The organism is Pseudomonas sp. Gutcm_11s (genome assembly GCF_028649395.1).
Classification (GTDB): Bacteria; Pseudomonadota; Gammaproteobacteria; order Pseudomonadales; family Pseudomonadaceae; genus Aquipseudomonas.
The window spans coordinates 1-13,003 of record NZ_JAQSUW010000011.1; the positions used below are offsets into that span (position 1 = coordinate 1).

At 66.7% G+C, this 13,003-nt stretch carries 11 protein-coding genes; 7 read left to right on the forward strand and 4 right to left on the reverse strand.

Going from position 1 to position 13,003, the window contains the following annotated elements; all coding sequences use genetic code 11:
* Positions 1–185 precede the first annotated feature (185 nt).
* Positions 186–1,241, forward strand: coding sequence for a DNA polymerase IV (dinB, locus tag PTT45_RS06820; protein WP_273812278.1), 1,056 nt, complete (start codon positions 186–188; stop codon positions 1,239–1,241).
* A 10-nt stretch (positions 1,242–1,251) separates the two neighbouring features.
* On the opposite strand, the gene PTT45_RS06825 is transcribed toward dinB, so the two are convergent.
* The 4 genes from PTT45_RS06825 to PTT45_RS06840 are packed head-to-tail and all read right to left on the reverse strand — an operon-like array spanning position 1,252 to position 5,871.
* Entirely contained in the window at positions 1,252–1,656 is a 405-nt protein-coding gene (locus tag PTT45_RS06825) for an META domain-containing protein (protein WP_273812279.1), read from the reverse strand.
* Positions 1,653–2,090: a hypothetical protein gene (locus PTT45_RS06830; RefSeq protein ID WP_273812280.1), complete on the reverse strand. Its 438-nt coding sequence runs from the start codon at positions 2,088–2,090 to the stop codon at positions 1,653–1,655. The genes PTT45_RS06825 and PTT45_RS06830 overlap by 4 nt, the downstream gene beginning before the upstream one ends.
* A 28-nt stretch (positions 2,091–2,118) precedes the next feature.
* On the reverse strand, positions 2,119–3,114 hold the full coding sequence (locus PTT45_RS06835) for a 2-hydroxyacid dehydrogenase (protein WP_273812281.1): 996 nt from the start codon (positions 3,112–3,114) through the stop codon (positions 2,119–2,121).
* A gap of 9 nt (positions 3,115–3,123) precedes the next feature.
* Positions 3,124–5,871 carry a response regulator gene (locus tag PTT45_RS06840; protein WP_273812282.1) on the reverse strand — a complete coding sequence of 916 codons (2,748 nt, stop codon included), beginning with the start codon at positions 5,869–5,871 and terminating at the stop codon, positions 3,124–3,126.
* Positions 5,872–5,980: 109 nt separating this feature from the next.
* Here PTT45_RS06840 and PTT45_RS06845 point away from each other — a divergent pair, with 109 nt between their 5' ends.
* From PTT45_RS06845 to PTT45_RS06870, 6 genes are all read left to right on the forward strand, one after another.
* Positions 5,981–6,676, forward strand: a complete 696-nt coding sequence (locus PTT45_RS06845; protein ID WP_273812284.1) for a response regulator transcription factor — start codon at positions 5,981–5,983, stop codon at positions 6,674–6,676.
* Between the two features lies 1 nt (position 6,677).
* Positions 6,678–8,009 carry a sensor histidine kinase gene (locus tag PTT45_RS06850; RefSeq protein ID WP_273812285.1) on the forward strand — a complete coding sequence of 444 codons (1,332 nt, stop codon included), beginning with the start codon at positions 6,678–6,680 and terminating at the stop codon, positions 8,007–8,009.
* A 332-nt stretch (positions 8,010–8,341) separates the two neighbouring features.
* Positions 8,342–10,426 carry a TonB-dependent receptor domain-containing protein gene (locus PTT45_RS06855; RefSeq protein ID WP_273812286.1) on the forward strand — a complete coding sequence of 695 codons (2,085 nt, stop codon included), beginning with the start codon at positions 8,342–8,344 and terminating at the stop codon, positions 10,424–10,426.
* A gap of 257 nt (positions 10,427–10,683) precedes the next feature.
* A complete protein-coding gene (locus PTT45_RS06860) occupies positions 10,684–10,983 on the forward strand; it encodes a DUF3649 domain-containing protein (protein ID WP_273812287.1) in 300 nt (99 codons plus the stop codon).
* A complete protein-coding gene (locus PTT45_RS06865) occupies positions 10,980–12,590 on the forward strand; it encodes a PepSY-associated TM helix domain-containing protein (RefSeq protein ID WP_273812288.1) in 1,611 nt (536 codons plus the stop codon). Before PTT45_RS06860 ends, PTT45_RS06865 begins: the two co-directional genes overlap by 4 nt.
* Position 12,591: 1 nt before the next feature.
* The gene (locus PTT45_RS06870; RefSeq protein ID WP_273812289.1) at positions 12,592–12,930 is read left to right on the forward strand and encodes a DUF3325 domain-containing protein; all 339 of its coding nucleotides are present in this window, start codon (positions 12,592–12,594) and stop codon (positions 12,928–12,930) included.
* Positions 12,931–13,003: the final 73 nt, after the last annotated feature.

A 13,003-nucleotide genomic window follows, 5' to 3' on the forward strand; every position in this document is an offset into this window, starting at 1 on the left:
TGAACCGACGACCTTCGGGTTATGAGCCCGACGAGCTACCAGACTGCTCCATCCCGCGGCGGCCATTCTAGCGGCCAAACTCGAGCTGTCAACCTTTTCTGCGAGAAAACTGTTTTCTGTCAGATGGTTAGCGTTTCACGGGTGCTAGACTGCGGCCCTTCGGAGCAGGCCGGACGGGGCTTTGCGTGCGCAAGATCATCCATATCGACTGCGATTGTTTCTACGCTGCCATCGAGATGCGCGACGACCCGCGCCTGGCTGGCAGGCCGCTGGCGGTGGGTGGGGCGGCGGACCGGCGGGGCGTGGTCGCCACGTGCAACTACGAGGCGCGGGCCTGGGGCGTGCGTTCGGCCATGCCCATGGGCCAGGCGCTCAAGCTTTGCCCGGACCTGCAGGTGGTGCGCCCGCGCATGGATGCCTATAAGGCGGTATCGCGGGAAATCCACGCGATCTTCCGCGACTACACCGAGACCATCGAGCCGCTGTCGCTGGACGAGGCCTATCTCGACGTCTCCGACAGTCCGCATTTCGACGGCAGTGCCACGCGTATCGCCCAGGAGATCCGCCGCCGCGTCTCCCAGGAACTGCATATCACTGTGTCCGCCGGCGTGGCGCCGAACAAGTTCCTGGCCAAGATCGCCAGCGACTGGCGCAAGCCCAACGGCCTGTTCGTGATCACTCCGGATCAGGTCGAGGAGTTCGTCGCCGCACTGCCGGTGAGCAAGTTGCACGGGGTGGGCAAGGTCACGGCGAGCAAGATGGAGCGCCTGGGCATCGTCAGCTGCCTGGATTTGCGCGAGCGCAGCAAGCTGGCCCTGGCCCGCGATTTCGGCAGCTTCGGCGAGCGCCTGTGGAGCCTGGCGCGGGGCATCGATGAGCGTGCGGTGCAGGTGGATAGCCGGCGCCAGTCGGTGAGCGTGGAGAACACCTTCGACAAGGACCTGCCGGACCTGGCTGCCTGTCTGGAGCATCTGCCGGAGCTGCTGCAGCAGCTCGATACGCGCATGGCGCGGCTGGACGACAGCTATCGACCGGACAAGCCCTTCGTCAAGATCAAGTTTCACGACTTCAGCCAGACCACCCTGGAGCAGGCCGGCGCGCGGCGTGATCTGGAGAGCTACCAGCGCCTGCTGGGCGCCGCCTTTGCCCGTGGCGGCAAGCCGGTGCGTCTGCTCGGTGTGGGCGTGCGCCTGCTGGACCTGCGCGGCCGGCATGAGCAGCTGGAGCTGTTTGCGCCTTAAGTGGCGGCTCTCAGCCTTCTTCCGGCCACAGGCGAATGGGCTTGCCGGTGGCCGGCCACAGCTGTAGCTGGCCGATGCCGGATACGTCCCAGCGTTGCACCTGGCCCAGGGCCTCGAGGAAGCGCTGCTCCTGCTCCATCAGCGCCGGGGCGCACATCTTGCGAGTGGCGCCGGGCTGGGCAAAGGTCAGTTTGTCTTCTTCCCGGTTGTAGCTGGCGAACCAATGGTTGCAGCCGGCGCTGCCGTAGGCGCGGCCATCCTCACCGAGGGTGATGGTCAGGTGGCTGCGGTCGATCAGCGGGCGCTCGCCGATCCACTCCACCTGATAGGTCTTCTCGCTTTCCAGTTGCGGTCGATCGCTGGCGCAGCCGACCAGGGCGGCGGCCAGAAGCGTGGGGGCCAGGGCGTGTTTCATGCGCTGTTCTCCTTGCAGGCGGGGCAGAAGTGTTTGCCGGCGCGGCTGGTCCAGCCCAGCTCGCTCAGGCGGGCCTCGGCGGCGGGCTGCTGGGCCTTGGCGCCGAGGCTGGCGTCGACGGCGAATTCCAGATCGATGCGTTTGTTGCAACCGTCGCAATCCACCTGCCAGTTGTGAATCGCCAGCTCGCGGAAGGCCGGGCCGCTGGCGACTGCCAGCCATTGGCCTGGCGGATTGATCAGGTGACGGACCTTTTCCACCGCGAGGCTCATGGACAGTTCCTTGCTGCCCTTGAGGGTCACCAGCAAGGTGTCGCCGGCCTGGATGGCGCCGCCATTGCCGGTGACCTGATAGCGGCCCGGTGCCAGGGCGCGGCACTCGGTCAGGGTGTGTTGCGGGTTGAGCAGGGTGTAGCGGAAATCGTGGGTGGTCATGGCGCCTCCGGAAATGCGCGGGATGCTATCACGCCGTCGATGTCACCCGGTTGACCGGCGCTCCGGCGGCCCAGGCGGCGATGTTGTCCAGGGTAGTGGTGGCGATGGCGGCCAGCGCCTCGTGGGTGAGAAAGGCCTGGTGGGAGGTGACGATGACCGTGGGGAAGGTCAGCAGGCGCGCCAGCACGTCATCCTGCAGTGGCTGATCGGAGCGGTCCTCGAAGAACAGCTCGGCCTCCTCTTCATAGACGTCCAGGCCCAGGTAGCCGAGCTGGCCACTCTTGAGTGCCTCGACCAGCGCCGGCGTGTCGACTAGGGCGCCGCGGCCGGTATTGATCAGCATCGCGTCGTGCTTCATCTGCGCCAGGCTCGCGGCATTGATCAGGTGGCGGCTGCTCTCGGTCAACGGGCAGTGCAGGCTGATCACGTCGCTGCTGGTGATCAGCTCGCCCAGCGCGACCTGGCGGGCGCCGAGCTCTTCCAGGCCGGCAATGGGGTAGGGGTCGCTGATCAGCAGCCTGCAGCCGAAGCCGGCCATGATGCGGGCGAAGGCCAGGCCAATCTGCCCGCCGCCGACCACGCCGACGGTCTTGCCGTGCAGGTCGAAGCCGGTCAGGCCGTGCAGGCTGAAGTCGCCTTCGCGAGTGCGGTTGTAGGCGCGGTGGATGCGTCGATTGAGCGCCAGGATCAGCGCCACGGCATGCTCGGCCACCGCATGCGGCGAATAGGCGGGTACCCGTACCACGGCGAGGCCCAGGCGCTCCGCGGCCTGCAGGTCGACATGGTTGTAGCCGGCCGAGCGCAAGGCGATCAGCCTGGTGCCGCCGGCAGCCAGACGCTCCAGCACTGCGGCGGAAAGATCGTCGTTGATGAAGGCGCAGACCACTTCGCTGCCGGCGGCCAGGGTCGCGGTGTCGACGTTCAGCAGGCTGTCCTGGTAGCGCAGGTGCCAGCCAGACGGCAGCGCGCAGGCGTTGAAACTGGCGCGGTCATAGGCCTTGGCACTGAAAATGGTGATGCGCATGGGCGGTCCTCAGGCGTCTACCGCGGCCTCCTCGGCCAGGCGGGCGATGGCGGCGTCGAGCTCGTCGAGGGCGACCTGAGCCGCCGGATCGTCCTGCTTGAGCAGGGTTTCGCTGCGCTGGCAGGCGGCGCGTAGCTGTGGCACGCCGCAATAGCGCGTGGCCCCGTGCAGGCGGTGTACCCGTTCTAGCAGGGCACTGCGCTCGCCGCCGTCGCGGGCCTGGCGAATGGCCTGGCGGTCGGCGGGCAGCCCGGCCAGCAGCATCGCCAGCATGTCGCTGGCCAGGTCGGCCTTGCCGGCGGCCAGGCGCAGCCCTTCTTCAGGGTCGAGCACGCGCAGGCTGGCGTTGGCGATCTGCGCCGCGGGCGCGGCCGGTTGCGGATGGTTGCGCAGGGCCAGGCCGGTCCACTTGAGCACGACCTGAGCCAGCTGGCGCTCGTTGATCGGCTTGGTCAGGTAGTCGTCCATGCCGCCCTGCAGCAGCGAGCGTTTCTCGTTGGCCAGGGCGTGTGCGGTGAGGGCGACGATGGGCAGCGGATTGCGTTCCTCTTCCTGCTCCCACTGGCGAATCGCCTCGGTGGCCTGGCGGCCGTCCATGCCCGGCATCTGTACATCCATGAACACCAGGTCGAAGTTGTGCTGGCGCACCGCGTCGACGGCCGCATAGCCGCTGTCCACCGCCATCACCTCGGCGCCCATGTCGCCGAGCAGGGTCTGCACCAGCAGCAGGTTGGCCGGGTTGTCGTCGACGCAGAGCAGGCGTGGCGCGCGGCTGGTCAGCGGGGCAGGGGGCTCGACCCTGAAGGCGCGCGGGCTGACCAGCTCGCCCAGGGCGCGCAGCAGCTTGCGGGTACAGGTCGGCTTGGCCTGCAGCTGCAGTTCCGGCAGCGCCTCGTGGTACAGCGCCTGTTCGGTGGTGGGGCAGAGCACCAGGGCCTTGCAACCCTGATTGTCGAGTTCCCACAGGCGCTTGCCGAGTTGCTCCGGCGGCAGCTCCTGCAGGCTGACGCCGAGCACCGCGAGGTCGATCGGCTGGCCGCTCTCGCGCTGCTGCGCCACCCGTTCGAGCAACTGATCCAGACTGCCCAGCTCCAGTACTTCCAGGCTGCAGTCTTCCAGTTGGTGCTGCAGGGCCTGGCGGGTCAGCTCGTGGCTCTCCAGCAGGGCCACGCGGCGCCCCTGCAGCGGCGCGCGCGGCAGGTCATCGGCGTCGTCGCGAGCCTTGGGCAGGGTCAGGCTGATCCAGAACTCCGAGCCGGTGCCGGGGCTGCTGTCGACGCCGATCTCACCACCCATCTGCTCGATCAGGCGCTTGGAAATGACCAGGCCGAGGCCGGTGCCGCCGGCCTGGCGGCTCAGCGAGTTGTCGGCCTGGCTGAAGGCCTGGAACAGGGCGCGCAAGTCCTCGTCGGAGAGGCCGACGCCGGTGTCCTGCACGCTGATGCGCAGCTGGGCGCGGTCGTCGCTCTCGTCCTCGACCATGGCGCGCACGGCGATGGTGCCTTCGCGGGTGAACTTGATGGCGTTGCTCACCAGGTTGGTCAGCACCTGCTTCAGGCGCTGCGGGTCGCCCTGCAGCGACAGCGGGGTGTCGCGGTAGATCAGGCTGACCAGCTCCAGCTGCTTCTGGTGGGCGGAGGGCGCGAGGATGGTCAGGCAGTCCTGGATCAGGTCGCGCAGGTTGAACGGGATGTTCTCCAGCACCAGCTTGCCGGCCTCGATCTTGGAGAAATCGAGCACCTCGTTGATGATCCCCAGCAGGCTCTCGGCGGACTTCTCGATGGTGCCCAGGTAGTCCTGCTGGCGCGGGGTCAGGTCGCTCTTCTGCAGCAGGCCGGTGAAGCCGAGGATGCCGTTGAGCGGAGTGCGGATCTCGTGGCTCATGTTGGCCAGGAACTCGGACTTGATGCGGCTGGCCTCCAGGGCCTCCTTGCGCGCCAGATCCAGCTCGATGTTCTGGATCTCGATGGTCTCCAGGTTCTGCCGCACGTCCTCGGTGGCCTGGTCGATGCTGTGCTGCAGCTCTTCCTGGGCGTTGTGCAGGGCCTCGGCCATGCGGTTGATACCGGCCGCCAACTGATCCATCTCATGGCTGCCCAGCGGTGGCAGGCGGGTCTCCAGCTGACCGTCCTTGAGCTGGTTGACGCCCTGCTGAATGGTACGCAGCGGGTCGTTGATGGTGCGGCTCATGCGCAGGGCGAGCAGCGCGGTGACGCTGAGCCCGGTGATGATCAGCAGCAGACTGGCGAACAGACTGCGGTAGCCCTGCAGCAGGGTGCGGTGGTGCGACAGCTCCAGCTCGACCCAGCCCAGCAGGCGGTCGGCGCTGTCCGACTCGACGCTGCCGGCGAGGTTCTGGTGGCGGCCGAAGACCGGCAGCAGGAAGCGCGTGGCGTCCTGGCTGGTGGTGGTGGTCAGCGGTTCGACAGTGGTCTGTGGCGCCGGGTTGATCATGTGCGGGCCGGCCTTGGCCAGGCTCTGCCGCTCGGCGGAGAGGAAGCCCACGGCGCGCACGTCCGGCTGGTTCAGCGTCTCCTCGGCCAGGCGCTCGAGCTGCGCCGCATCGCTGCGGGCCAGGGCCGAGGCGGAGAGCGGCGCCAGGTGCTGCACCAGTAGCTCGCCACGCTGCTGCAGCTGGCTACGCAGGTCGGCCAGCTGCGTCCAGGTGAAGTAGCCTCCCAGCACCAGCGCCAGCAGGCTGGTAGGCAACAGGGTAAGCAGCAGTACGCGACCCTTGATCCCGAGGTCCTTGAACACGGCAGTCTCCATCCAGGCGATAGCGGGAGTTTAGCGATTCGTGCGGTGGGAATCTGCAGTGGCTTTTGGCAGAATAGTCACGATCAATTCTCATTAGATATTCATTATCATGAACCCGAGTGCTCGTATCCTCGCCATCGAGGACGATCCGGTGCTGGCTGCGCACCTGCAGGATCACCTCGGCCGCCGTGGCTTCGACGTGACCCTGCGCGGCGACGGCGACAGCGGCCTGGAGCTGGCCTGCGCCGAGCCGTTCGACCTGGTGCTGCTGGATATCCTGCTCCCCGGACGCAGCGGCCTGGACGCGCTGGCCGAGCTGCGCCGGCGGCGCGGCGTACCGGTGATCCTGATGTCCGCCCTGGGCGCCGAACAGGACCGCATCGCCGGTTTCAGCCAGGGCGCCGACGACTACCTACCCAAGCCGTTCGCCATGGCCGAGATGGAGGTGCGTATCGACGCCATCCTGCGCCGGGTGGCCTATGAGCGGCGGCAGCAGGAGGCCACGGCGGGTGGGCAGCTGCAGTTCGACGAGCAACGCTGCGACGTGCGCCACAAGGGGCAGTGGGTGCAACTGACCAGCACCGAGTACCGTCTGCTGGAGCTCTTCGTCCGCCATGCCGGCGAGGTGCAGAGCAAGCCCTTCCTCTATCAGCAGGTGCTGCATCGCCCCTATTCCCAGCACGATCGCAGCCTGGACATGCATGTCAGCCATATCCGTCGCAAGCTGCTCGCTGTCGGCTACCAGGCCGGAAGGCTGGAGACGGCCTGGGGCAAGGGTTACCTGTTCCTGAGCGACGAGGGCTGAGATGCCGACGCGCCACTCGCTGTTCTGGAAGCTGACCGGTGCGTTGGCGCTGTTCTGCCTGCTGCTGGCCAGCCTGCATCTCGACCTGGGCCGATGGATGAACGAGGCGACCTCGCGCCTGCCCGAGTCCTCGCGGCAGATCATGATCAGCTACGCGCGGGACGCCGAGAGTGCCTGGCGCGAGCGCGGGGCGCAGGGTGTCGATGAGTATCTGCGCCGCCTGCGCGAGCGCGAGCAGGTCTGGGCGGTGGTGGTGGATGCCGCCGGCGAGTCGCTGGCGCTGCAGCCGCTGAGCGCGGAGGAGCGCGAGCGTCTGAGCTTCATCCGTCCGCTGCGCGGACTGATGGGGCGGCCCACTGGTTGGCCCACCTTCTACATCCCTTTCAGCGATGGCGAACATCGCCTGGTGATGGAGCTGCCGCAGGAGCTGAGTCCGCGCAAGTATCGCGAGCTATGGGAGCTGTTGTTGCAGCGAATTCTGCCGGCGGTTCTCGCGGTGCTGCTCGGAGTGCTGCTGTATCGCTCGTTGATCGCCCCGCTCGGCGCCCTGCACCGGCAGGCCCTGGCGCTCAGCGCCGGCAAGCTGGGCGCGCGGGTTGGCGAACAGGTGACGGCCCGGCGCGATGAGCTGGGCGAGCTCGGGCGTGCCTTCGACCACATGGCCGGGCGCCTGGAGCACACGGTGGCGTTCCAGCGCCAGCTGCTGCGCGATCTGTCCCATGAGCTGCGCACGCCCCTGTCGCGCCTGCGCGTGGCGGGGGAGTGCGCCAGCGACCTGGAATTGCTGCGTGATCGCCTCGAACGTGAGGTGCAGTGCATGCAGCGCCTGGTGGACGACACCCTGGAGCTGGTGTGGATGGATACCGAGCGCCCCCAGCCACCGCTGGAGGACATCGATGTGCCGGCCTTGTGGGGGGTGATCAGCGAGAACGCCTGCTTCGAGAGCGGTTGGTCGGCCGAGCGCCTGCGCTGCGAGTTACCGGCCGAATGCCGGGTGCGCGGCCACCTCAACGGGTTGGCCCAGGCCCTGGAGAACATCGTGCGCAATGCCATTCGCCATTCGCCGCCGGATGGCGAGATACACCTCGGCGGGCGTCGCGATGGCGGCTTCTGGCAGTTGCACGTGGAGGATCAGGGCGGCGGCGTTCCGGTCGCGCAGCTGAAGGCGATCTTCCATCCCTTCACTCGTCTCAATGCTTCGCGCCCGGGTGGTGATGGCTTCGGCCTGGGCCTCGCCATCGCCCGTGGGGCACTGCGCATCCAGGGTGGCGTGCTGTGGGCGGAGAACGGCGAGGCGGGGCTGCGGCTGAACCTGCGGCTGCCAAGTGTATAGTTTGTAAATTGCATTTACTCTCAAATGTGAAGAAATATCATTTGCGACCGATCCGCACAGATGCCGACGAGTCGCAACGCCACAACCAGTCGTCTCCGCTCATCTGTGTGCATCTCCCATTGCACAGGAGCGTCGCCTCTCTCCGCGTTTCAACCAGCTCTTCCTGACCAATCGATGCGGGGGCATCGGTTCTTCCCGGTCGCCTATTCCAGGGCATGGGACGGGTGAGGTGGTTGAGTGCGGTAGTGCGGTTTCTCGGGTTCTGCGATGGGCAGCAATAAAAAAACCAAAGCCGACACCCGAGTCATCCTGACTGGTTAGGAGCCATACGCATGTCACGCACGACCCATCAGTTCACCGCGCGGATCAAGCCGCAGTTCAAGAAGACCCTGCTGACGGCCGCCATGGCCTCCCTGGCGTGCACGGCGTTCGCCGACCAGCAGGCCGAGCCGCTGGAGCTGGATGAGGTGGTCATCTCGGCGACCGGCTTCGAGCAGAGCGTCAAGGACGCCCCGGCGGCCATCACCGTGATCAGCGCGGAAGAGCTGAAGAAGAAGTCCTACACCGACGTCACCGACGCGCTGAAGAACGTGGCTGGCGTACAGATTTCCGGTGGCGGCGTAGAGCGCTCCATCATGATCCGCGGCATGACTGCCGGTTACACCCTGTTCCTCATCGACGGGCGCCCGGTGCAGGGCAACGAATCCTTCGGCCTGAACGGCTCCCAGGGCGGCACGCCGATCAACTTCCTGCCGCCCATCGAGGCCATCGAGCGTATCGAAGTGATCCGTGGCCCGGCCTCGTCGCTGTATGGCTCCGATGCCATGGGCGGGGTGATCAACATCATCACCAAGAAGATCCAGAACGAGTGGGCTGGCAGCATCACCACCGAGTACACCATGGCCGACAGCGCCAACAAGGTAAACGAGGACGGCTACCAGACCAGCGCCTACCTCAACGCGCCGCTGATCAAGGACATTCTCGCCCTGCAGCTGAATGGCTCGTTCCTCAGCCAGGATGAGAGCCAGTTCGTCGGTGGCAGCGACAGCGCCGCCTCGGACCCGAAATTCCGCCGCTCGAATGCCGGCGGCAAGCTGGGCTGGAACATCAACGAGGAAAACCTGGTCACTCTGAACTACAACGAGGCCCTGCAGCGCCGCTGGCACAATCCGGGCGAGAGCCTCGCCGAGTCGGACGAGGCCAGCTACAGCAAGTCCATCCAGAAGACCTACGCGGTGACCCATGAGGGCCGCTACGACAATCTGCTGCTGGACTCCTACGTCAACTACGACACCTCGGAAAACCCGACCCGGGTCAACGAGAACACCGGCAACGGCATCGAATACGACGTGCTGACCGCCAACACCCAGGCCACCTACTTCTTCGGCACGCACACCCTGACCGGCGGCCTGACGCACAAGTACGAGAAACTGGAAGATGGCGCCACCAGCGGCCTGCGCCCTCCGGTGGTGCCGGTGGCCGACGCGGTGGTGGAGATGGACCGCTACCAGAACTCCGCCTTCCTCGAAGACAGCTGGAGCCTGACCGACGACCTGACCCTGACCCTGAGCGGCCGCTACGACGACAACGAGGCGTTCGGCAGCGAGTTCAGTCCCAAGGTTTACGCGGTCTATCACCTGAACGAGAACTTCACCCTCAAAGGCGGCGTCACCTCCGGCTACAAGGCACCGAGCCTGCGCCAGAGCGCGACCGACTTCGGCTCCTCTTCCCGTGGCGGCGTGATCATCGGCAATCCGGACCTGGTTCCAGAGACCAGCCTGAACCGTGAGCTGGGCATCGGCTACGAGAACTTCGAGCTCGACCTGAGTAGCACCCTGACCGTCTACCAGACCGACTACGACGACAAGATCAACCGTACCGGCCGTGTCTGCGAACCGAACGTTCCCTGTGTCTACAACGGCACCAGCTACCCAGCGCACCAGTACGGCTACACCGCCTACGAGAACGTCGACAAGGCTGAGCTCAAGGGCGTCGAGTTCACCCTGGACTACCGTCTGCTCGACAACCTGATGTACCGCCACAGCTACACCTACACCAGCACCGAGCAGAAGTCCGGGCAGTACAAGGGCGAGCCGCTCAACGACGTGGCCAAGCACATGTTCAACTTCTCGCTGGACTGGCAGGCCACCGAGAAGATGAACCTCTGGACCCAGGTCAACTACCGCAGCGAGACCTCCGGGCGCTGGCAGACCGGCACCAGCGGTGCGAGCACCAATGGCGTGACCTATCCGTCGTACACCTTCGCCGACGTGGGACTGGTCTATCAGGCCAACAAGGACCTGAGCCTGAAGTTCGGCGTGTACAACGTGACCAACAAGGAAGTCACCACCGATGACGACTACGCCTACAACCTCGATGGTCGCCGCTTCATCTTCGGCCTGACCCAGAGCTTCTGATCGCCATGGCCGAGCCCAGGGCTCGCCAGCCTGGCGAATCCTGGGCCTCGCGCCTGACGTACAGGGCAGAGACGGATGGGAGTTGCCGCCAGGCAGCTCTCTTTTTGCGTTGCGAGCTGGCGTGGCTCACGCCAGCCAGGCGAAAGAGCAACTGCGATGGTTTGCGCGCTAACTCGTCCAGTTCGAGCCGCTGCCACATGGCGATGCGCCCGGCGCCGGAGTGCGGCAGCGGGTGAGCGGTATGCGAGGAAAATGACATGAAACCCTCAACCTCGGCCTGGCCGATGGTGTCCCGCACCCTGGCCGCCATCCTCGGCGGCTACGCCTTCACCTACGCCTTCACCTACGCGTTCACCGCGTTTCTCGCCCGGCTGTTGCCGCTGACGGCGCAGGACGCCCTGGTGGTCGCCACCTTGCCGGCCTTCGTCATCTATCCGCTGGCCATCCTCTGGGCCTTCGCCTGCCACAGCGCCACGCGCGCCTGGCTGGGGATGGCCCTGGCGGCGCCGCTGGCGCTGGTCGGTTTCTGGCCACAGTTGATGAGGGTGCTGGCATGAGCAAGCCGCAGACCATCACGCAGAAGCTGTCCTGGCTGCACACCTGGGGTGGGTTGATCTTCGGCTGGCTGCTGTTCGCCATCTTCCTCACCGGCACCCTGGCGGTGTTCGACAAGGAGATCGACGAGTGGATGCGCCCGGAGATTCCCGCCCACGACGTCAGCCAGGTCGATGCAGCCAAGCGCGCGCTGGCCTACCTGCAGGCCAGGCACCCGGACGCCAGCGCCTGGAACATCGGCCTGCCGACCGAGCGCTCGCCTGGGCTCAGCGTGTCTGCCGGCGAGCAGCGGCGTGGCGGCGGCGAGCAACTCGATCCACGCAGCGGCGAGCGTCTGGATGTTCGCGAGACGGCCGGCGGCGGCTTCTTCTTCCGCTTCCACTTCACCCTCAACCTGCCGCGCAACATCGGCATCTGGGTGGTCGGGCTGGCGGCGGTGGCGATGCTGGTGGCGCTGGTCAGCGGCATCGTCATCCACAAGAAGTTCTTCAAGGAGTTCTTCACCTTTCGCCCGAACAAGGGCCAGCGTTCCTGGCTCGATGCGCACAATGCCAGCGGCGTGCTGCTGTTGCCGTTCCACCTGATGATCACCTACACCGGCCTGGTGATCTTCTACCTCATCTATATGCCGGCGGCGGTCGATGCGTTGTTCGACGGTAATCGCGAGGCTGCCTTCGGTCGTGGCGGCCAGGGCGGCGAACAGCGTGCGCCCCGCGAGGGGCAGGGGGGCGAACGCATGGGGCGTAACGCAGAGCAGGGTGGGGCGCATGAGCATGGTCCTGTCCGTGGCGAGCGCCCGCAGGCTGAGCTGACCGACCTGGCGCCACTGCTGGCCGAGGCCGAGCGCCTGATGGGGCCGGTCGGCTCGCTGTCGATCCGCAATCCGGGGCGGGCCGATGCGCTGATCGAGGTGCGCCCGGTGCTGGGCAATCGCATCGAACTGACCAAGGGCCAGAGCATGCAGTTCCACGGCGTCAGCGGCGCGCTGCTGCGCGCGCCCAACGTTGCCCGCCCGGTGCCGCTGACCCAGCGGGTCATGGCCGGTCTGCATTTCGCCCAGTTCGGCGGCTACCCCATGCGCTGGCTGTACTTCGTCTGTGGCCTGGTCAGCAGCGCGATGATCGCCACCGGCCTGGTGCTATTCACCGTCAAGCGCCGTCGCCGGCCGGATGCCGAGGGCGCGCTGGCGGCGCGCATGCACGCCAACGCCGAGCGAGTGAACATCGCGGCGATCGCCGGTCTGGGCATCGCCTGCGTCGGCATGCTCTGGGCCAACCGCCTGCTGCCAGTGGAACTGGCTGATCGCGCTGGTTGGGAGGTGCAGGTGTTCTTCGGCCTGTGGTTGCTGACCCTGTTGCACGCCTGCCTGCGCCCCTGCCTGCAGGCCTGGCGCGAGCAGCTGGGTGCAGCCGCGGCGCTGTGCTTGGCGCTGCCGCTGCTCAGTCTGCTGACGGTCGAGCAGCCCTGGGCAGACGACACGCGCTTGCTGCTGGAACTGACCGGCTTGGCCTGCGGCGCCCTCATGGCCTGGACCACCTGGCGTGTCGGGAGACCGGGCGAGAAACCTGCGCCACGGCGCAAGGCGCAACCTGCCCTGGAGGTGAACTGAGATGCTGAGTGCATTCTTCGGCGGCGTGCTGCTGGCCTACGCTGGCATGGTCGGCCTGTGCCAGGGCATGGAGCGCCACTACAAGAAGGTCTGGCAGCGCTTACCAGCGCCCATGCTGAGGCGCGGGTTGCGTGTCGGCGGCTGGTGCCTGCTGGTGGCCAGCTTCGCTGCCTGCGTGGCGGCCTGGGGTTGGGCCATGGGCCCGGTCGGCTGGTTCGGGCAGATATCCCTAGCCGGCTTCGCCCTGGTCATGCTGCTGCCCTATCGGCCGCGCCTGGCGGCGCTGCTGCCGCTGGCGGCGGCGCCCTTGTGGGGCCTGCTCTGGCTGCTGGGCGGTTGAGGCGAAGTCGCCGTCGATCTGGGGTCGGCGGCGGTTTGCCGGTATCATGGCGCACTTGTTTCACGAACGGATG

Coding starts and splice junctions, on each gene's coding strand:
- PTT45_RS06825 (WP_273812279.1), bottom strand. CDS start 1,656: ATGAAACACGCCCTGGCCCCCACGCTTCTGGCCGCCGCCCTGGTCGGC.
- PTT45_RS06830 (WP_273812280.1), bottom strand. CDS start 2,090: ATGACCACCCACGATTTCCGCTACACCCTGCTCAACCCGCAACACACC.
- PTT45_RS06835 (WP_273812281.1), bottom strand. CDS start 3,114: ATGCGCATCACCATTTTCAGTGCCAAGGCCTATGACCGCGCCAGTTTC.
- PTT45_RS06845 (WP_273812284.1), top strand. CDS start 5,981: ATGAACCCGAGTGCTCGTATCCTCGCCATCGAGGACGATCCGGTGCTG.
- PTT45_RS06850 (WP_273812285.1), top strand. CDS start 6,678: ATGCCGACGCGCCACTCGCTGTTCTGGAAGCTGACCGGTGCGTTGGCG.
- PTT45_RS06855 (WP_273812286.1), top strand. CDS start 8,342: ATGTCACGCACGACCCATCAGTTCACCGCGCGGATCAAGCCGCAGTTC.
- PTT45_RS06860 (WP_273812287.1), top strand. CDS start 10,684: ATGAAACCCTCAACCTCGGCCTGGCCGATGGTGTCCCGCACCCTGGCC.
- PTT45_RS06865 (WP_273812288.1), top strand. CDS start 10,980: ATGAGCAAGCCGCAGACCATCACGCAGAAGCTGTCCTGGCTGCACACC.
- PTT45_RS06870 (WP_273812289.1), top strand. CDS start 12,592: ATGCTGAGTGCATTCTTCGGCGGCGTGCTGCTGGCCTACGCTGGCATG.